Annotated in this window: 16 protein-coding genes, 1 other RNA gene and 1 pseudogene; 10 read left to right on the top strand and 8 right to left on the bottom strand. The window is 43.7% G+C overall.

What is annotated here, in order from left to right; genetic code table 11:
• Positions 1 to 76 precede the first annotated feature (76 nt).
• Positions 77 to 661, bottom strand: a complete 585-nt coding sequence (gene ruvC / locus GYK50_RS04310; RefSeq protein WP_071001968.1) for a crossover junction endodeoxyribonuclease RuvC — start codon at positions 659 to 661, stop codon at positions 77 to 79.
• 153 nt (positions 662 to 814) lie between these two features.
• On the opposite strand from ruvC, the gene GYK50_RS04315 reads away from it, so the two are divergent.
• A complete protein-coding gene (locus GYK50_RS04315) occupies positions 815 to 1,423 on the top strand; it encodes an FxsA family protein (protein WP_212564338.1) in 609 nt (202 codons plus the stop codon).
• Between the two features lie 112 nt (positions 1,424 to 1,535).
• On the opposite strand, the gene ssrS is transcribed toward GYK50_RS04315, so the two are convergent.
• Positions 1,536 to 1,731, bottom strand: a non-coding RNA gene (gene ssrS / locus GYK50_RS04320) — 6S RNA.
• Positions 1,732 to 1,964: 233 nt separating this feature from the next.
• Between ssrS and gpmI the strand changes: the two genes are divergently transcribed.
• Together gpmI and GYK50_RS04330 are read left to right on the top strand one after the other, a co-directional pair.
• Positions 1,965 to 3,629 carry a 2,3-bisphosphoglycerate-independent phosphoglycerate mutase gene (gene gpmI, locus GYK50_RS04325; protein ID WP_340050049.1) on the top strand — a complete coding sequence of 555 codons (1,665 nt, stop codon included), beginning with the start codon at positions 1,965 to 1,967 and terminating at the stop codon, positions 3,627 to 3,629.
• A 544-nt stretch (positions 3,630 to 4,173) separates the two neighbouring features.
• Entirely contained in the window at positions 4,174 to 5,337 is a 1,164-nt protein-coding gene (locus GYK50_RS04330; RefSeq protein WP_420070484.1) for a S41 family peptidase, read from the top strand.
• Positions 5,338 to 5,419: 82 nt separating this feature from the next.
• Here the strand turns inward: GYK50_RS04330 and GYK50_RS04335 are convergent, their stop codons facing one another.
• From GYK50_RS04335 to GYK50_RS04345, 3 genes are all read right to left on the bottom strand, one after another.
• Positions 5,420 to 7,126, bottom strand: a complete 1,707-nt coding sequence (locus tag GYK50_RS04335) for a sigma-54-dependent transcriptional regulator (RefSeq protein ID WP_212564340.1) — start codon at positions 7,124 to 7,126, stop codon at positions 5,420 to 5,422.
• Between the two features lie 171 nt (positions 7,127 to 7,297).
• On the bottom strand, positions 7,298 to 9,046 hold the full coding sequence (locus GYK50_RS04340; RefSeq protein WP_212564341.1) for a sensor histidine kinase: 1,749 nt from the start codon (positions 9,044 to 9,046) through the stop codon (positions 7,298 to 7,300).
• Between the two features lie 36 nt (positions 9,047 to 9,082).
• Positions 9,083 to 9,718: a response regulator gene (locus GYK50_RS04345; RefSeq protein WP_058025905.1), complete on the bottom strand. Its 636-nt coding sequence runs from the start codon at positions 9,716 to 9,718 to the stop codon at positions 9,083 to 9,085.
• Between the two features lie 434 nt (positions 9,719 to 10,152).
• On the opposite strand from GYK50_RS04345, the gene GYK50_RS04350 reads away from it, so the two are divergent.
• Together GYK50_RS04350 and GYK50_RS04355 are read left to right on the top strand one after the other, a co-directional pair.
• Entirely contained in the window at positions 10,153 to 11,229 is a 1,077-nt protein-coding gene (locus GYK50_RS04350; protein WP_212564342.1) for a serine hydrolase, read from the top strand.
• A gap of 87 nt (positions 11,230 to 11,316) precedes the next feature.
• A complete protein-coding gene (locus GYK50_RS04355) occupies positions 11,317 to 11,988 on the top strand; it encodes a thiamine phosphate synthase (protein ID WP_212564343.1) in 672 nt (223 codons plus the stop codon).
• A gap of 26 nt (positions 11,989 to 12,014) precedes the next feature.
• Here the strand turns inward: GYK50_RS04355 and GYK50_RS04360 are convergent, their stop codons facing one another.
• The gene (locus GYK50_RS04360; RefSeq protein ID WP_186474153.1) at positions 12,015 to 12,344 is read right to left on the bottom strand and encodes a TraR/DksA family transcriptional regulator; all 330 of its coding nucleotides are present in this window, start codon (positions 12,342 to 12,344) and stop codon (positions 12,015 to 12,017) included.
• A 441-nt stretch (positions 12,345 to 12,785) separates the two neighbouring features.
• Here GYK50_RS04360 and GYK50_RS04365 point away from each other — a divergent pair, with 441 nt between their 5' ends.
• The 5 genes from GYK50_RS04365 (at position 12,786) to ruvB (ending at position 18,095) form a co-directional block, all read left to right on the top strand.
• Complete coding sequence (locus GYK50_RS04365; RefSeq protein WP_212564344.1) at positions 12,786 to 14,000, top strand: phosphoglycerate kinase; 1,215 nt, start codon at positions 12,786 to 12,788, stop codon at positions 13,998 to 14,000.
• Positions 14,001 to 14,254: 254 nt separating this feature from the next.
• Positions 14,255 to 14,641, top strand: a complete 387-nt coding sequence (locus tag GYK50_RS04370) for a hypothetical protein (protein WP_093068760.1) — start codon at positions 14,255 to 14,257, stop codon at positions 14,639 to 14,641.
• A gap of 536 nt (positions 14,642 to 15,177) precedes the next feature.
• Positions 15,178 to 16,215, top strand: a complete 1,038-nt coding sequence (gene fba, locus GYK50_RS04375) for a class II fructose-bisphosphate aldolase (RefSeq protein WP_212564345.1) — start codon at positions 15,178 to 15,180, stop codon at positions 16,213 to 16,215.
• Positions 16,216 to 16,314: 99 nt separating this feature from the next.
• On the top strand, positions 16,315 to 16,935 hold the full coding sequence (ruvA, locus tag GYK50_RS04380; RefSeq protein ID WP_071001959.1) for a Holliday junction branch migration protein RuvA: 621 nt from the start codon (positions 16,315 to 16,317) through the stop codon (positions 16,933 to 16,935).
• Between the two features lie 179 nt (positions 16,936 to 17,114).
• Complete coding sequence (gene ruvB / locus GYK50_RS04385; protein ID WP_058025939.1) at positions 17,115 to 18,095, top strand: Holliday junction branch migration DNA helicase RuvB; 981 nt, start codon at positions 17,115 to 17,117, stop codon at positions 18,093 to 18,095.
• A gap of 88 nt (positions 18,096 to 18,183) precedes the next feature.
• Here ruvB and GYK50_RS04390 read toward each other — a convergent pair.
• Both GYK50_RS04390 and GYK50_RS04395 read right to left on the bottom strand, forming a co-directional pair.
• A pseudogene (locus tag GYK50_RS04390) lies at positions 18,184 to 18,801 on the bottom strand (FAD-binding oxidoreductase); the annotation flags it as partial.
• Positions 18,802 to 18,894: 93 nt separating this feature from the next.
• Complete coding sequence (locus GYK50_RS04395; RefSeq protein ID WP_071001958.1) at positions 18,895 to 20,553, bottom strand: ABC1 kinase family protein; 1,659 nt, start codon at positions 20,551 to 20,553, stop codon at positions 18,895 to 18,897.
• Positions 20,554 to 20,564 lie beyond the last annotated feature (11 nt).

The following is a 20,564-nucleotide window of genomic DNA, read 5'->3' on the forward strand; positions in this document are numbered from 1 at the left end:
CAATAGCGTGTTTTTTTATTGCCTCACTATTTTAATGCCTATTGGTTTTGAAGCTTGTCTGCTTTAACGCCTATCTTTAACGCAAGTTACCCAAATCTTCTTCGGTCAAACGCCAACGACCTTTTTTCTTAGAGCCACCGCGTCCTCGCATAGAGCTATTAAGTAGTATTTTATTCATAGAATGGCTTGAGTGCGCATGACAAATAGCACAGGCAAGACCATCGGCTGCATCTTGTTGGGGTACGACTTCTAACTGTAGTATGCGGCAAACCATCTCCTGCACTTGCTCTTTAGCAGCAGCACCATAGCCGCACACCGCTTGTTTGATCTGCCGAGCAGTATACTCTGATACTTCTAAATCCAAGGCGACCATCGCTGCAATAGCCGCGCCTCGTGCTTGCCCAAGCTTGAGTGCAGAATCAGGGTTTTCTGCCATAAAGACTTGTTCAATCGCCGTATAGATAGGCTCGTCAGCGTATTTTAAGTGATGCTGCGTAATGCGGGTCAATCCATTAAAAATACGCTTGAGGCGTTCAGGCATCTCTTTGGTATCTGTGCGAATCGTGCCTGCATCGATATAAGTGAGCTTATCACCCGTCTGCTGGACTATTCCATAACCCGTCATGCGTGATCCTGGGTCGATCCCGATAATAATTGCCATAGTATTCCGTCTTGCTTACATTTTGTTTTATGGCTTAAAAATCAGCCGTAAGTTTGATAGTATAGCAACCAATCCCCATATACATTATATGTTAGCCATTTTAATTTGCATGGCGCTCAATTTATTGGTTTTTATTTTATAGGACGACACTTTATGGGTCAGATAGTTGGTATAGCCATCGTTTGGTTTATTATCGAGATGCTACTGTGGTATTTGCTTGCTCAATTCATGAGCGGCTGGTGGGTATTCATGTGGTTTATTGTCGCAGCAGTGATCGGTATTTCTCTTATACGCAAAGGTATGGCTTCTTTGAATCCAATGGCTCAGCAGATGAAAGCAGGTGGTATGATGAATCCTGCAATGCGTCCACCAGAGTCCACCATGATTAAGAGCATTGCTATGGCAGTCGCGGGTATTTTGCTACTTATTCCAGGTGTGCTGAGTGATGTGCTCGCGCTACTCGTGATCTTGCCACCAGTACAAAAGAAACTCAAAGACTTTGCCAATAACTATGTCATGAACAATCAGCAAAAAATGATGGAAATGATGGCAAAACAGATGGGCGGCCAAAATCCATTTGGTGGAATGGGTGGTCAGAATCCATTCGGTGGCGTAGGCGGTATGAATAACCAAAATCCATTTGGTCAACAACAGCAAAACCCGTTTGGTGACGTATTCAAACAACATACGACTGTTGATGGTACGGCCAAAAACATCCCTAAAGATGTGAAAAAAATTACCAAATCTGCTAATGATGAGTAACGATGATTTAGTCATTCATTAGGCATAGAAAAAGCCCCTTCCGTCATTAACGAAAGGGGTTTTTGGTGGCAGTAAATACATTAATTATAAAGAACATATTTACAAACCGAATGAAACAACCGAAGTGCCGCTGTAAGATGGTGACCCATGAACCGTGAAGTTCAGGGCGGATGCGTCATCCTCTCTGCAGGTTTCCTGATACACCGCAAGCGGTGCAGGCATACACAATGAGACGATAGGTACCACATCCTGGTAAAGCATTATCGGCTCAGGGAATAAACATCTACTAGCCAACACTTCAGAATAGATTCATCTTAACCAATGAGATAAATGATTGCAAGTAGGATTTACAGATTGATACGCAGTATTGACGATTGGTATAAGCGATATATGTCGTACTCTAGATAACTATGTAAAAGGACTGCTCATTAGTAAAATATTGTCAGTTTTTCAGCTATTTTAAGATATGTGTTAATATATAGGGCTTTCCATACCCTAACATAGCATTGAAGGCGTTCATTCACTCGAGGAGCGGTAATATATGATCAGTACCCAGCAAGCATCAGAATCTATTGGCGACAATCAGGCGCAGCAGCTCAGCAGTAAGCAAGAAGACGGCGCACAGAATAAAAAAACGCCGCATGTCTTAATGATATTAGACGGCTTTGGTTATCGTGAAGAAGATAAAGATAACGCCATTGCTGCGGCAAATATGCCGAATTTAGACAGAATTTATCAGCAGTATCCTCATGGACTGATTTCTGCTTCAGGAGAGGATGTGGGCTTGCCAGATGGTCAGTTTGGTAACTCAGAAGTTGGCCACATGAACTTGGGTGCTGGCCGTGTTCTTTATCAAGACTCGACTCGCATCTCAAATGAGCTTGCCAATCGCGAATTCTACAAAAACGAAGCATTGGTTGACGCAGTAAAAGCGGCCAATGAGCTTGGCGGTAACGTACATATTATGGGTCTGCTCTCAGACGGCGGTGTTCACTCACATCAAGACCATATCGAAGGCATGTGTCACTCAGCATTGGTCCATGGTGCCAAAAACGTCTTTATCCATTGCTTCTTAGACGGCCGCGATACACCGCCTAAATCTGCGGATAAATATATCAATCGTCTACGTGATTATATCGATAAATTGAATGCTCATTATGAAGGCGGGCGCGTACAGATTGCCAGCATCATCGGTCGCTACTATGCAATGGATCGCGATAACCGCTGGGATCGCGTACAAAAAGCTTATGAGCTGATCACTGAAGGTAAGGCAGATCGCTTGTCGACACGTGCGGACGGTGCTGTCCAAGCGGCTTATAAAGCACGTGAGACTGACGAATTTATCAGCCCGACGACTGTCATCGGACGTGATGAGGTGCCTTATACCGTCGAAGACAATGATGCGCTGATATTTATGAACTTCCGTGCCGACCGTGCCCGTGAGCTTACCCAAGCCTTTGTTTTACCTGATCATGAGTTTTCAGGTTTTGCCCGTCAAAAGCAGCCAAAACTTGCCGCCTTTGTGATGTTGACCAAGTATTCTGATGTATTGGCGGATAATCCAAAAACCAGCATCGCTTACTATCCAACGTCTTTGGCCAATACCTTGGGAGAGTATCTGCAGGATCAAGGTAAAACACAGCTACGTATCGCAGAAACTGAGAAGTATGCGCATGTGACGTTTTTCTTTAGTGGTGGCCGTGAAGAGGAATATGAAGGCGAAACGCGTATCCTAGTACCCTCTCCAGATGTGGCCACTTATGATTTGAAGCCTGAGATGAGCGCGCCTGAAGTGACGGATAAATTAGTAGAAGCGATTGAATCTGGCCAATATGATGTGCTCGTTGTCAATTATGCCAATGGAGATATGGTAGGTCATACAGGGGTTTTCGATGCTGCGGTAAAGGCGGTCGAAGCGTTGGATGTCTGTGTGGGCCGTGTCGAGTCGGCAGTAAAAGCGGCTGGCGGCGATATGCTGATCACAGCTGATCACGGTAACTGTGAGCAAATGCAAGACTACGAAAGTGGTCAAGTACATACTCAGCATACGACAGAGCATGTACCGCTGATTTACGTAGGCGCACAAAAACTACAGGTACGTCGTGGCGGTAAGCTCAGTGATGTGGCACCGACTATTTTGGCACTAATGAATGTTGATGCACCCACCGAAATGACTGGTGAGAGTTTATTGGTTTCAGCATCTTAAGCCAGTTGTCTCAGATTATCCGTACATCGGATAATCTGTAAAGACCTGGCTCGTTAGATGAATGATATAAACCAGAAAAGGGAGGGGTAGCTATTACCTTTCCCTTTTTCTATGATGGATTTTGCTTGATGATTTGCAAAACTGCCCTAGTTTGAGAGAGGCCTTTGGTGTTAACTTATACGGTAATACATAACAATAACTTTATACATTCTATTATTTAAATGAGTTTTTTATGCATCCTATCTCTTTTGTGTGCGCATCTTTGTCTAAACAATTAGGCCAACGAGTGATAAAGACGTCGCTAGCGACCATTATGTCCAAACCCGTATACTTCAAGTTTATAGGCTTTAAGCCCAGTCTAGCAATAGGTTTGCTTGGATTGTGTATTGTCAGTATGGACGCGCAAGCAGCAGTGACCTCAGTCGGTGATGCTAGTCCGACATCAAGCCTACAGCTTATCAGTTTGAATGCCGATGATATAGTGGCTGAAGATGATACTGAGATGCTGAATGCTGCCGACGAATCAGATGACTCAATAGACAGTATGCCAGACGAAAGTGCGGGAATTGACGATGATGATAATATCGATACCAGTATTCCATCAGAGGTTGCGCAAGTATCATTGAATGCAATTTCTCCTCAGACATTAAAGACCTTTGTTGCTGTTGTTGATTTAGTGCGCCGTCAGTATGTTGACGCGGTCAATGATGAGGAGTTATTTAATAATGCAATGAGCGGTATGCTAACTAAGCTCGATAGCCATGCTGAGTTTTTGGATGCGGAGGCCTATGAAAACCTACGCGCTTTTACCGAAGGGGACGTAGGTGATATCGGTATCCAAGTTACTTATGAGCCAGAGGTAGGTTATTGGATCATCACAGAAGTTATTGATGATTCGCCTGCAGATAAAAAAGGCATCGCAGTGGGCGATTATTTACACCAAGTTGGTGAATTCAAACTTGACGAAAATCGGCAAAGTAACGATGTTGAGCAGCTATTAACAGGGATTGCTGGTACCCAAGTAGATATCATCACCTCTAAAGCTGGTCGCCGTAAGCACACGACGACATTGCAGCGTAATAACAGCCACCCTCAAATTGTCGAGACAAAACTCGTCGATGGCATTGCGATTGTTAAACTACCTGCATTCCAGAACAATAGCCGTGAAAAGCTGTTGGAAGGTTTGATTAATTTAGATGCACCTATCTCAGGCATTCTACTTGATTTGCGTGACAATCCGGGCGGTGTTCTTACATCGGCGGTGAGCGTTGCCAGTTTATTTATGAATGATACCGATGTGGTACAAGTACAAGCACGTCAAGACAAATCGCGCGTACTAACCACCCAAGGGGATGCGATACTTAAGCCTCTACCTATGGTTGTTCTACAAAATCGCTACTCGGCATCAGCGGCAGAGGTTTTGGCCAGTAGTTTACAGGCACAAAAACGCGCTACTATCATCGGTGAAGTAAGCTATGGTAAAGGCTCAGTACAGTCAGTCATACCACTCAATGACGAGCAAGCAGTCAAGTTGACAGTAGCTAACTATATGACAGCATCAGGCAGGCAGATCGATGTCATCGGCGTTGAGCCTGACATTACTTTGTCAGGAAGTGAGAGCTCATGGGAGCAGCAGGCGCTGGATTTATTAAAACCCCGCGCGCTCGATTCTGGCATCCGCTTCATTCGAAAGACTACTGCAAATTAGTATATTGTTGATAGATTTAACAATATACCGTCAGGCAGCCATTGAATCTCTGAAATAAAAATCCAATGGCCCGATAGAAGACTTACTCAGATTGATCTTCTGCAATTTCTAACTTTTTCATACGATAACGTAATGAGCGAAAAGTCGTCCCAAGTAGTTCTGCTGCTTGGGTTTTGTTCCAGCCAGTTTGTTTGAGGGCTGTGATGATTAATTGCTTTTCTTGTTCCTGTAGATAATGCTCCAACCCTTGGGCTGGCAATTGACCATCAAGCGGTTCTTGCAGGCTTGTAGTCTCATTCTCTTTTGGTTGAATAGGACGATGGAGGGGTACTTTTTCATTCGTATCACTTGAGCTGGTTGATGGTTCTGTATTATTGGGCACTGAGCGCTGTATCATTGAAGGGTAGTGTTGGGTATTAGTACGATAAGGGTGCAAGTTGGTTGTTTCTTGCTTGTGCTTTACAGCCGTTATCTCACTGTCAGATTGAAGAGTCTGTTCACGGTTTTCTATTGCTTTAGACATTGTTTGGGTAGTTGGTTGAGATTGGTTTTGCTCATTTGCGTAATGGTTAGATTGTTGCGCATTGCTGTGAGCTTGCGTATCTTTAAGGTCGTGACTAACATCAGGTAGGCCTAAATGACTGATATCAATGTCCGAAGTTTCCGCCAACGTCACTGCACGCTCAAGTAAATTACGTAGTTCACGAACGTTACCGGCAAAGTCATGACGCTGCAAACGTTCGCTGGCTTCACGCGTGAGAGATGGGGGTATTTCTAGCTGCCACTCAGCAAAAATCATGGCTAAAAAATGCTCTGCTAATACAGGGATGTCATCACGTCGATCATTCAATGTCGGTAGCTTAAGCTCAATCACATTGATACGATAATACAAATCTTGTCGAAATGCGCCATCCTGTACCAAGCGGCTCAAATCTTTATGAGTAGCGGATAAAATGCGGATGTCTACTGGTACTTCTTTGGTGTCACCAATGGCCCTCACGGTCTTTTCTTGAATAGCACGCAACAGCTTCACCTGCATCGCTAATGGTAAGTCTGCCACCTCATCTAAAAATAAAGTACCGCCATTGGCTTGCTGAAACAATCCCTGCTTGTCAGCCACAGCCCCTGTAAAACTGCCTTTTTTATGACCAAAAAACTCTGACTCCATCAGCTCAGAAGGTATTGCACCGCAGTTTACTGGTACAAAGCTGCCATCTCGTCGCGGACTTAAATCATGAATCAGTCTAGCGACGACCTCTTTACCTGTACCAGACGCACCAGATAAAAAAACAGGCGCTTGTGAGCGTGCCAATTTTAATATGGTGTTTTTAAGAGGGTGCATGACCGCAGAATCACCGATTAGTCTAGCGTCCAGCATCTTTTGCTCAGGTGAGGATTCAGGCGTGGCTTGTGCCCCATTATCCTGATGAATAACCTTTAGAGCGTTTTCTACCAATTGACGTAATCTTGGTAGCTCAAGCGGTTTATTGACAAAATCAAAAGCACCAAGCTTCAGTGCTTCAATGGCCAGATCCATACTTCCATGAGCAGTGATGACGGCTATCGGTGTATTCGAGCTGTTACTGATTTCTTTGACCAGCTCCAACCCTGAGCCGTCAGGTAGTTTCAAGTCAGTGAGGCAAAAATCATAAGTATTGTCTTGCCAGTATGATCTTGCTTGCGCCAAAGTATAGGCTACATCACTTTTGATGCCCATTTTAGTCAAAGTGATTTGCATTAATCGGCATAGATCCACTTCGTCATCAACGACTAGCGCGCTTGTTGTCATACATTATCTCGTCAAATTCAATGGCTGCAAAGTATTAATAGCTAGGTCTAAATAGGGGTAAACTTCTTTTACAAAAAAAATTGTAAATCAATCATGTACGGTGGCTATTAGCTACCAATAGGTAATGTTCAAAAATTTGTGATTAAGTAGTATTTTGATTTATGACTGGGATTAATAAAGATTTTCTTCCACGGCTTGCAAGATATTTTCAGAGTCAATAGCAGGCGAAATAAAACGAAAACACGTTTTTTCATGTTCAGGAATATAAAGCAAACGTGCCTGATTGGCTTCACAAAAGGCTTGCGATAAATATAGTCCCAAGCCCGTGCCAGCTTTGTCTGTTGTAAAAAATGGATTAAACAAATGTTTTAAATCCTCAGTTTTAATACCATCACCATCATCCAATATGTCAATTATAACATCGCTGTCTGCACAGTAAATCTCGATTTCTACGTAAGCGTGAGGATGGCTATAGCTGCTATAACGCAAGCCATTGTTGATCAAATTAATCAAAATTTGTTCTAACTGGTGAGGATCAAATGATATGGTTGGTTGGGTTTTTAGATGCAGAAAAATGTCGTGCCCTTGGAAATAATTATCCAAAAATACTGGCATCCACTCAGCCAAAACAATGGCTTGCTGAGAGGCCGCTTGCTGACGAGACAGTTTTAAAATATCTTCAATAATACGGTTGACGCGTTTGGTTTGTGAAAATATCATTTCATAGAGCTCATGATTGCCCGTCGTGTTGACATTTGATGCATTTGCCTCAATTTCGGTCAAGTCTTCCATCAGTAGTTGGCTGGCTTGTGAGATGGCGGCTAGAGGATTTCTAATTTCATGAGCAATACTGGCAGTGAGTTGTCCTAACGACGCCAGTTTTAATTGTTGGGCGCTGGCCTGCTCACGGCGTAAGTCTTCCAATAGGATTAGTTTGCTATCATCTTTTAGCGGGATGATTTGTACGCGTAGCTTACCAAATATCGAAGCGTTTGCCACCTCAGGCACATCGTACGTAAACGTACGCGATTGTCCTGTTGCCACTGACAAGCAAGCTTGGAGTAGCTGAGAATGCTGTTTGCTAAGTTGTTGTTTAAAGTTAGATAGAATGGCATGAGGCGTATCGCCTCTCATTTCTTTTATATTGGTTGAAGTGCTAGATGCAGGCAATGATGAATCTTGTGTGATACTGAGCAGTTGATGGGCCGCAAGATTTGCAAGGACGATATTCTGTTTATCGATGACAATCACACCATTGACCATTTGTGTGATGACTTCTTGATTGATGACATTGAGTCGTTCAACCTCTTTGGCATGACTTTGTGCAACTTTCTCAAGCTGTACCAAACGTTGTGAGATAGACCAACTCAAACCCCCTACTGCCAAGAAGCTTGCTGACATCAGCAAAGCATCACCCAAATTGGCCAAATTCATACTATTGGCAATGGCATAAAAAAACTGCTGATAGATAACAAAAATAATAGCCAACAAAGTGATAACTAGCGCTTGTGAACCATGCAATAGCATAAAGCTAGCGGCGACAACGACCATATAGAGCATGGTCAGTTGTAAGTCCGGCTCACCTGCTGTATACAGCAATAAGCTTAATATAATAACGTCTAATACGAGCCCAAACGCTAACTGTCGGCGCATCTGCTTTGTGACAACGTAAAACAGCCCGAGCAAAATCAAGCTCAGCATCACATAAAAGCTCAGGGCTGTTTGCTGTAAAAAACTGGGGAGAGAGACGCTATCACCGGCGCGTGCAGATATATATACCATCAGCATAGAAAATATACTGACGACAAAACGATAACTGCTGTAAATAATGCCTAGTCTGCGCAGCTGCGGCAAAGGAAGTGTATCATCGTGGTGTAAATAGCGACTGATGGCAGAAATGATGGTGGTGGCAGGTTTCATAAATTGACCGTGATGACAAAGGAGATACTAAGCAACTTATGGTTGAATCAAACCATGGCGAATGGCCAAATGCGTTAATTTCACATCACTATCAACGCCAACTTTTTCATAAATACGATAGCGATACGTATTGATGGTTTTGACGCTGACAAATAATTGGTCAGCAATCTGCTGCGGGCTTTGGCAATTGACCACCATCATAGCCACTTGCTTTTCTCTATCACTTAACAAATCAAAAGGCGAGCTGGCATTATCAGACAATAAGACGTCCGCCAATTGTTCAGCAACGTCTTGGCTAAAATAGCGACCACCTTGATAGATTTTTTTGACCGCGCGTATCATCTCATCAAGTGGCGTACCTTTTGTGATATAACCATTGACACCAGCTTTGATGAGCATTGAGGGGTAGGGCTGTGCAGACATACTACTAACAGCTAAAATCTTGATACCCATATCGAGCTGAATCAAGCGTTTGGTCGCTTCAAGGCCACCAATATTGGGCATGTTGACATCTAGCAAGACCACGTCAGGACGTAACTGCTTGGCCTGTTTGATTGCCATATCACCGCTATCTGCTTCCCCCACTACTTCGATATCGGGGCTGTCTGACAACATACGGCTAATACCCATCCGTACTAAATCATGATCATCGACCACCAACACTTTAATCATAACCATACTCTTTATCGTTTGTCAGAATGAATGTTTTTATAAGGATTAAATAACAGAAAAAACAACGTTAACATAAGCCGTTTTTTGATTCTAAATACAGTTTTTTATTTTAAATACATAGGATACGGCTAATATGCGGTATCAATATCTTCATTTAATATAATAAAGTACAAAGAATCATAACATTCTAAGTTAAGTTATATTGCTGTATTGTTAATCAGTGTTTCTAAAATATAAATCAGTTGTATCAAAGTTTGAATGAAGCTAAAAAAAACCGTTAAATCAGTTTGATAGATTAAACTTAAATGTAAACCATGATACACTAAAAATACAAAAGCTCTATGTGAGTACTTACAAACACATCTATAAACGCTACGTACGTTCTTGGCGTCAGGCAGTATGTAACTGGCGTGATAGCGACAGCAGGAGGCATAATGAAGCAACTACTATTAACCAAACAGCAATTGATCGCTGCGATGATTTCATTGAGTTTGGGCAGTGTTGCACAAGCCGCACTTACAATTAATGGTAGCACTGAGACAGCTTCTAGTGCACGCTTGAGTTGGGGCGGTGCTGATAGCTTGTCTGAAGCGCGTAACATCATGTACAAGTCTAATGGCTCTGCTATCAAAAAAGTCGACAACGGCTATGGTACGACCAATATCACAAATAGCAGCAGTTTTGCTAGCAGTAACAATACTGCTCGATACAATACGACTTATCGCGGCGCATTTGGTAGCAGTGATATGATCCCAATCAGTACAGACTCGCGCAGTGTCGCGGTGATTGATGCTGAAACGGGCGAATCTATCTACGAAAAAGACGCTGACATCGCGCGTCCTATGGCCAGTATTACTAAAATAATGACAGCCATGGTTGTGCTAGATGCAGGTCTCGATATGCGTGAAGAAATCACGCTTGATCCAGAAGACTTTGTAGGGCCTAAGCGCGCCAGCTCACGCCTAAAATCAGGTGATCGTTTAAACCGTGCCGAGTTGCTATTGATGGCTTTGATGAAGTCTGAAAACCCAGCCGCAAAGAGCTTGGCACGTAACTATCCAGGCGGCTACAATGCCTTTATCCGTGCGATGAACAGAAAAGCACAAGATCTAGGTATGACTACTGCGTTTTTCGGTGATCCAACGGGTCTTGATAAGCGTAACGTTGCTTCATCGAATGATTTGGTAAAAATGGTTCGTGCTGCTGGCAACTACGATGTGATTCGTCGCTTCTCTACCACCAAGAGCTATGACTTCTTTGTTTCAAACTACTCAAGTGGTAATCGCACTTATAAAGCCAACAACACTAGTAGCTTGGTTCGTGCAGGTGATTACCCAATCGGTATCTCAAAAACAGGTTTTATTAACGAAGCTGGGCGCTGTGTTGTGATGGAAACGCGAGTCAATAATCGCCCTGCAATTATCGTCATCCTAGGGGCAAACAGCTCAGCAACACGTTGGGGCGATGCTAAAAACATTCTAAACAGCTTGGCGACACGTCGTACCGTATAGACGCGCTGTTTTAAATATGTAAAAAAGGCTGTTATACCATATAACAGCCTTTTTATTGTGTTGAGTTTAAGATTAAGGATCTGCCTTATGAAACAGTCATCAACCTCATCTGCGATACCCAAGCTATATTTGCTGACCAATGATGATGAATTTGAATTGTTGTATCAAAAGTTAGATGTCGCCTTATCAACAGGGCTAATCGCATTGTTGCAGATTCGGCGCAAGCAAACACTTAGTCTACCAGATGGTCATATAACGCTTTATGAAGAAGCCAAACAGATTGTTAAGCTGGCCAAAGCACATGACGTTCCAGTCGTTATGAATGATGATATTGCAATAGCAGCCAAGCTTGGTATTGGTGTACACCTTGGGCAAGGAGATGGCAAAATTGGTGATGCTTTGCAGTCTCTTGAATCGACTCAAATAATTGGTCGAACTTGCCATGGGAATATTGAATTAGTCAAAGAGGCAAAGGATGATGGTGCAAGCTACGCTGCGATGGGTGCCATATTTACCTCTACCACAAAACCGAATGCTGATATTATCTCGCGTCAGAAGTTGATTGAAGGCTGTCAACAAGGCATACCTATATGTGTGATAGGCGGATTAACTGCAGAAAATATTTCAGAGCTGGCAGGCATACCAATTGCGCTTGTGGCGGTAGTAGGCGATATTATGGATTTGCCTGTAGAAAAAATCGCCGAGCGTTGCTATCAATGGCAGCAGGCACTTTCTAAATGGAAAACACCTGCTGTATAAAATGTGTTCTAGATGAAATTTATTAGCTATTCAGCATGTTCCATACACAAAGTAGCGTAGGGCAGCGCTTCTAAACGTTGCTCTTCAATCGGTTTACCGCAAACCTCGCACTCGCCATAAGTACCATTTTCGATACGACTTAAGGCATTTTCGACATAGATTAGGCTCTGACGCGCTTCGCTCATTAAATTTTTGCGCATATCATTTTGACGATAGGATATAGCCTGATCTTCCCAGTGCTCATTGAGATCATCTTGTGGGTTTTGGATATGATCTTCGATTTTGTCAATGCGAGACTCGTACTCATCTTTTAGTTTTAATAGATTTTGCTTTGCAGTGTCTAAGTCGATACTCATTGTGTTCTCCTAAAAAGTTATTGTTATTGTCAACGCTTCTATCATAAAGAGCCTGACTGCTGAGTACCACCACGAAATGTTACTGTTTATTGAATGAGTTCAAAGCTAGCAGTTACAACCGTTTCCTATCAATGCTGGAGTAAAATTACTCACTCAATATTTTCATGTTTTTAAAAATCGTGAAAGTTTGCTTGTGAGCATCTCATAGAAAACTGATAGAATACACCGCCACTGATTTCTACTCACTTATCTGTTCCAGTAACTTGGTGTGATAGTTAGTATAAAGACTCAGTGATGAAGACATATAAAGATACAAGTGTGCAGTCTAATGAGGCTCATTGTTAGAGCAGATATAGTAAATGATAGTTAAAAAATTATCAGTCATATCAATCATGATAGTAATCGTAAATTAATAGATATATTGATGCATAGGAGCAGGTAATGAATTTTTTGCGTATGAGCGAGCTGAACTTAACCGATAAAGTGGTATTGATTCGAGAAGATTTAAATGTCCCTATTAAAGACGGTAAAGTCACCAGTGATGCTCGCTTACAAGCAAGTCTACCTACTATTGAGATGGCGCTAGAGAAGGGTGCTGCTGTTATTGTTTGTTCACATCTGGGACGTCCAACAGAAGGCAATCCTGAGTCTATTTATTCATTGGCACCAGTTGCTGATTATTTGACAGACAAATTGGGCTCGCAATTAGCGTCACCAGTGCGCCTGAATAATGATTACCTGACTCAAGGCGCTGCTGTAAAACCTGGCGAAGTCGTATTACTAGAGAATGTGCGCTTTAACGATGGTGAAAAGAAAAACGATGCGACGTTAGCAAAAAAATACGCAGATTTATGTGATGTCTTTGTTATGGATGCCTTTGGTACCGCGCACCGTGCGCAAGCATCAACAGAAGGCGTGACGCAAGCGATGCGTCAAGCAGAAAAAAATGTTTGTGCAGGGCCTTTGTTGGCAGCTGAGCTTGATGCCTTGAGCCTGGCGCTTGAAACACCAGCTCAGCCTATGCTTGCCATCGTTGGCGGCTCAAAAGTGTCTACCAAGTTAGAAGTGCTACATAGTTTAGCTGAAGTCTGTACACAGATTATCGTTGGTGGCGGTATTGCCAATACTTTCTTAGCGGCGCAAGGGCATAGTGTGGGCGCGTCGCTATACGAAGCAGATTTGATCGATACTGCGCGCGATATCATGACCAAGACTGAGATACTACTACCTGAGTATGTGGTTGTTGCTGATAAAGACGACATCGATTTTGCTGACTTTACTGGTTCATTGCAAAAGGCAGTTGCGACAATCAAGTCTGTTGATGCTATTGGTGATAACGACATGATATTGGATATCGCGCCAGAAAGCGCGAAGGAACTTGCCGATGCTATTATCAATGCAAAAACCATCTTGTGGAATGGTCCAGTCGGTGTTTTTGAAGTTGATGCTTTTGGTCAAGGGACACAAATACTAGCAACAGCTGTAAGAGACAGCGACGGTTTTTCAATTGCGGGTGGCGGTGATACTTTGGCGGCTATTGATAAATATCAAGTCGCTGATGGTGTCAGTTATATGTCAACGGGCGGCGGTGCATTTTTAGAATTTGTAGAAGGTAAAGTGCTTCCAGCAGTTGCTGCATTACAAATTAACGCTTAACTAATTAACGTTACTCAGTATTTTCGTAACACTAGACGTACAACTAACAGTAAACATCTAAGGTAGTCTGTGAAAATAATATTTTGACTTTCATTTGGCTTGTTTATATTGGTATAGCTAAAATTTATAGTCATTGATTATTAAGCAGTAATTATTTGTTTCTACACTGAAAATTATTATTGCATGTCTCATTCGCACTCTATAAAATAGCGCGACCATGTATCTTGACATGCATTATTTACGAGAGGTTTATTATGTTAAAACGTCATTTGTTACTTGCTAGCATACTTGCTGGTACTTTTGCAGTTACTGCATGTAGCCAACAAACAGAAGAGAACACTGAAGCTGCTGTTGAGTCAGCTGGCGATGATGCTGCTGCAAACGCTGATGCTGCTGCTGCCGAAGTAGACGCTGCTGCTGCTGAAGCTGAAGCTGCTGCTCAAAACGCTGGTGCTGAAGTTGCTGAAAGTGCAGACACTGCTGGTGCAGCTGCAACAGACGCTCTAGAGAACACTGGTGATGCTATCGCTGAAGGTACTAACACAGCAGTTGAAAATACTGCTGAAGCAGTTGCCGATGGTGCCAATGCTGTTGCTGATGGTGCTAACGATGTTGCAGTTGATGCAGAGCAACAGTACTAAGCTACGCCATAACTAAGCAATTAAATGACTGACTTTTTGGATACTATTATAAGTCATTCATTACCATAGTCATTGCTCTATAAGCCTCGAAATACTAGAAAAGCCTTGGTGATTGCCAAGGCTTTTTGCGTCCTGTGCTATGAGTATGATAGATAAAATGGTTCAGTTGTCGTAGACATCAATGAGAGAAAGAGACTGATTAGACTGACAAATAGTCAGGCAACTGCTACGAAGACAGCACAATTTTTGCTATAATCACCGCGTGATAATCATATCCCAAATGAGTCAGACTTTGACTGATATATATAGTTAATTCAGTATAAAAGCGATACAGTGGGACTGGGATAAATTTCTCGCAGCATCGAGCAGCGTAGGCACAGCACGCAAGGACAATTTAGACCAGTTCCACCTTGATATATAATGTATCTGTTTTATTTAGGATTGACTATACAGTCAGTATGGTCGAGCAGATAGCGGAATGATTGTTACAAAGCTGCATTTAAAATACTATTCAAAATCCAATCAGAGAGCGTCTTATGGCCCTAATATCCTTACGTCAACTTCTAGATCATGCCGCTGAACACAACTACGGTGTTCCTGCCTTTAACGTCAATAACTTAGAGCAAATGCGCGCAATCATGATGGCTGCGGATGCTTGTGATTCACCTGTTATTGTTCAAGCCAGTGCGGGCGCACGTAACTATGCAGGGTCGGCATTTTTACGTCATTTGATTATCGCTGCTATCGAAGAATGGCCACATATTCCAGTGGTGATGCATCAAGATCACGGTATGTCACCAGCTATCTGCCAGCGCTCGATTCAGCTTGGTTTCTCATCAGTTATGATGGACGGCTCACTTGGTGAAGATGGCAAAACGCCAATGGATTATGATTACAATGCCAGCGTCACTCGTGAAGTGGTCAAAATGGCACATGCGTGCGGTGTCTCTGTAGAAGGCGAAATCGGTTGCCTAGGTAGCCTTGAGACCGGTATGGCAGGCGAAGAAGATGGCTCTGGCGCAGAAGGCGTATTAGATCACGAGCAGCTTTTGACCAGTGCTGATGAAGCTGAGCAATTTGTAAAAGACACCAATGTTGACGCGCTAGCGATTGCTATCGGTACGAGTCACGGTGCTTACAAATTCACGCGTCCACCGACAGGCGATATTTTGTCGATTGAGCGTGTAAAAGAGATTCATGCCCGTATCCCTAACACCCATCTTGTCATGCATGGCTCTTCATCAGTGCCGCAAGAATGGCTAAAAGTCATCAATGAAAACGGCGGTGATATTGGCGAAACGTATGGTGTACCGGTTGAGCAGATCGTAGAAGCGATCAAGCATGGTGTGCGTAAAGTAAATATTGATACCGATCTGCGTCTAGCATCAACAGGTGCTATCCGTGAGTTCTTGGCAAATAATCCAAGCGAATTCGATCCACGTAAATACTTCAAAGCGTCTATGGTCGCGATGTCAGGCATCTGCACCAATCGTTTCGAAGCGTTTGGTTCCGCTGGTCAAGCGCATAAAATTCGTCCAATTAGCCTTGAAGGCATGGTCGATTTTTACCAATAAGGCTAGGCGTGTATAAGCAATAGACCATGCTAGTGAAAGATGGTCTTGCATAATAAATGGCAGCGGATTTAACTTTATAATAACCAACAGAGGTGAGTGATGATTGGATTGATTACCGGACAGGTGCAATACTTAATGGCGCCAACGGCTTGTATCATGACAACCGCTGGTGTGGGTTATGATATCGAGCTGCCATTGCCGTCATTTTGTCAATTGCACCTTAACGAGCAGGCGAGTATTTGGACACATTTTCATGTACGTGAGGATGCGCAACTGCTTTATGGTTTTATTGACCGTAAAGAGCGCGATGTCTTTCGCCAATTGATTAAGATCAATGGCGTTGGGGCAAAAATGGCGCTAGCGATGCTGTCTGCAATGTCAGCGGCTGAGCTAAAAATGCATGTTGAGCAAGAGTCAGAGGCGGCATTGACGCGCATACCGGGTATTGGTAAAAAGACGGCGCAACGTTTACTTATCGAGCTAAAAGATAAGCTAAAGAATATCGAAGTGGACAACGGTTCGTTTGAGCTCATGCCTCAGCAAACCGCTGTTTCTCACGACGGCAGTATCATTGCTGAAGTAGAAGGGGCACTGATTAGCTTGGGCTACAAAGAAAAAGAAGCTCAGCTCGCCATCAAAGCGGCTAAAAGTAAGGGTGACACCTTTGTAGACACTCAGGGGTTGTTAAAAGCCACATTGCAACAGCTATCTGGTTTTTAAGCTCACGTTCCAAAGTTATCTATCGATAATAACAAAATAGTGCATTTAACAGATAAGCGACATTGAGTGTCGCTTATTTTCGTTTTGGCCTCTACTTTATGAGGTTTTGCATGACTTATGCGCAGCGTTTGGTTATGCTATTTATTACCTAATTTTTTAATATAATGATAAATTCTATGATGCAAGATCGCTTAATTAATCCGCTAGAAGGCGCAAATGATGCACCTGATGCCAATATTCGACCAGCATTATTGGCTGAGTATATTGGTCAGCCAGTGGTACGTGAGCAAATGGAGGTGTTCATCGGTGCGGCGAGAGGCCGTGATGAAGCCTTAGATCATACGCTGATATTTGGTCCACCAGGGCTGGGTAAAACGACCCTTGCCAATATCATTGCTCGTGAAATGGGGGGTAATCTGCGCTCTACCTCAGGGCCTGTGCTTGAGCGTCCAGGGGATTTGGCTGCTATGCTGACCAATCTGGAAGCGGGTGACGTATTATTTATTGATGAGATCCACCGTTTGAGCTCGGTCATTGAAGAGATACTCTATCCAGCGATGGAAGATTTTCAGCTGGATATTATGATTGGTGAAGGGCCTGCCGCACGTTCTATTAAACTTGACCTGCCACCGTTTACATTGGTGGCAGCAACTACCAGAGCTGGGCTATTGACCTCACCGCTGCGTGATCGTTTTGGTATCGTACAGCGTTTAGAGTTCTATAATATTGCGGATCTCACAACAATTGTGAGCCGAGCAGCACGCTTGATGCGTGTACCAATGAGTGAGGATGGCGCTATAGAGATTGCCCGCCGTGCACGCGGTACACCAAGGATTGCTAACCGCCTGTTACGCCGTGTGCGTGATTATGCTGAGGTAAAAGGCGATGGTAGTATCAATGGTGCGATTGCAGGTAGTGCGCTAGATATGTTAGCAGTGGACAGACGAGGACTCGATCATCTGGATAGACGCTATATAGAGATATTACACGAGCGCTTTGATGGTGGTCCTGCTGGGGTCGAAGCCGTAGCAGCGGCAATGGCTGAGGATAGAGGTACGCTTGAGGACGTGATTGAGCCTTACCTTATTCAACAAGGGTATGTATTGCGTACTGCTCGTGGAAGGGTGCTAACACAGATGGCAATTGATCAAATGTTATGACAATGAGCATTAAAAATGCGCCTGCTTCTAATTAAAAGCAGGCGCATTTTTTTTGATTATTGCTTTGACTCTATGTATGTTTTGATTTCAGCCGTGTTAAATCATAGCCTGCGGCAGATTTTTTGGCTCGTGTGCCTGTTCTTACGATATCGCCACTTGCGGTCACGACTTCTAGTGCGAGTACCACATCTTTCATGGTACCGTAGCGTACCGCATTGGTGCCCGACGCACGAGTGGCGACCATACCACCGATACTGGCATTGGCGCCGGGATCTATCGGAAAAAACAGCCCTGCATCGCGCAGATAATGGTTCAGTTGCTCACGCGTCACGCCAGGCTGAACGGTAACGGTCAAATCTTCATTATGAACCTGCAAAATGGCATTCATTGCGTGCATGTCGATACATAACCCACCATAAGTTGCATTGAGCTGGCCTTCCAAAGATGAACCGATACCAAAAGCAATCACTGGCATCTCATACTGATTACAAATCTCGACCGCCGCTGCTACTTCCTGTTTGTCCTGTACCGTTAATACTGCATCTGGTGGCTGATTGGTGAGCCACGTCATTGTATGGCCATGCTGCTCACGCACTGTCGAATTCACACTCAGTTGTTTGCCAAAACGTTCCTGTAAGGCTGTAATAGCCAAGCTATGATCTGGCTTGATAGTATTATGAGTCTGTGACAATGGTAGTGATGACATGATGAATCCTATAGATAATGCGACTATTTAGCATTAAAGCATATTCAATATCTATTTAATATGTGTCATTGACAGGAATTTGTCCTATGGTAATTAAGCTAGGATACGCCAAATGACCACCACAATAGCTAACAAATAAAAGAAAGGTGCAAACCAGCCTACTTGAGTCGCAATGCCAATATTGATTCCGAATCCTGCCAATGCCAACCAGTCGCGGCGACGGTCGTTGAGCATATCGGCGCGTATTTGTTGTATTTCACGCAGTTGGCTGTCTTGCCGTGAGCCTTGTGAGGCAAGGCTTTGTAGCCCTTGATCCAGTAGCTTTGGAATGTCGGTAGTAGATAAGAGTAGCTCAGGTAACTGTTGGCGCAACTGTTGTAAGTTACGCATCGGGTCTAACTGCTCTTTAATCCAGCTACTTAAGATTGGTTTGGCAAGTGACCAGATATCAAGATCAGGATAGAGGTCACGACCGAGCCCTTCTACATGTACCAAGGTTTTGAGTAATAGCATCAGCTGCGGCGGGATACTCATATGATGGCGACGAGCAATGTCTAAAATCTGCATCAGCACACCAGCAAAATCGATATCGTTGATTGATTTTTGTAGCATGGGGCCTACGGTACGCTTCATATCACGCATCAGCGCATGTTTATCAGCATTTGGTGGTATCCAACCTGCACGGCTAACGATGTCGACGACCGCGGTAAAGTTGTTATTCATGACTGCAAGTAACATACGTGCCACGATAAGCTGATCATCTTTTGACAGGGTACCCATGATGGCACAATCAAGCCCGATATAGCGTGGCTGATGACCCAAATCAACCGCTGCCATATCTGCATGTAATGTTTTGACAGGTGGCGTCTCAACAAACACATTGCCCGGATGCATATCAGCATGAAAAAAGTTATCCCGAAAGACTTGGGTGAAAAATATCGTCAAGCCTTTCTCTGCAAGCGCGGCACGGTCATAACCCAACTGATCAAACACCTCAACTTGTGAGATGGGAACGCCTTGGATACGCTCCATGACCATCACGTTTTTGGCAGCATCATATACTTCAGGCACATACATCAATGCTGAACCCAAGAAGTTATTGCGCATCTGGGTAGTGTTGTCCGCCTCAAGGGTCAAATCCAGCTCATTGAGCATTACTTGTCGATAGTCTTCGACAATATCTATAATATGGACGGCACGCGCCGCTTCGATACGAGCCGATGCCCAACTTGCCAATTCTCGTAGCAGCTCAAAATCAGAGACAATCACAGTGCGAATATCAGGACGCACGACTTTAACCACCACTTCACGCCCATCATGCAGAGCTGCAGTATGGACTTGGGCGATAGAGGCTGCCGCTAGTGGTTTAATATCAAATCGTGCAAACAATGTATCGATGGACTGACCTAGGCCATGTTTTGGATGCTCAATTTGAGCGACAGCAATATCAGCGTCGAAAGGTTTAACTTTATCTTGTAGCTGTACTAACTGAGCGATAATCTCAGGCGGTACCAAGTCGCGACGCGTTGAGAGTAATTGACCCAATTTGAGAAACAGTGTACCCATCTCTTCAAGCGCGTACTTGATTCCATTTGGCTGATGCTTTTTACCCCATGCTGCTGGATGCGTACGAATTAAGCGTGCTAAAGGTTGCAGTTGCGGCGCTTCTTCGACAGATAAATGGGTATCAAGGCGATAAGTTGCGGCGATACGCCAAAGCTCTAGTAGACGGGCGCGGTGAGATAATAGCATGGGATTGGGTA

This window comes from Psychrobacter pacificensis, assembly GCF_018336615.1.
Taxonomy (GTDB): Bacteria; Pseudomonadota; Gammaproteobacteria; order Pseudomonadales; family Moraxellaceae; genus Psychrobacter; species Psychrobacter pacificensis.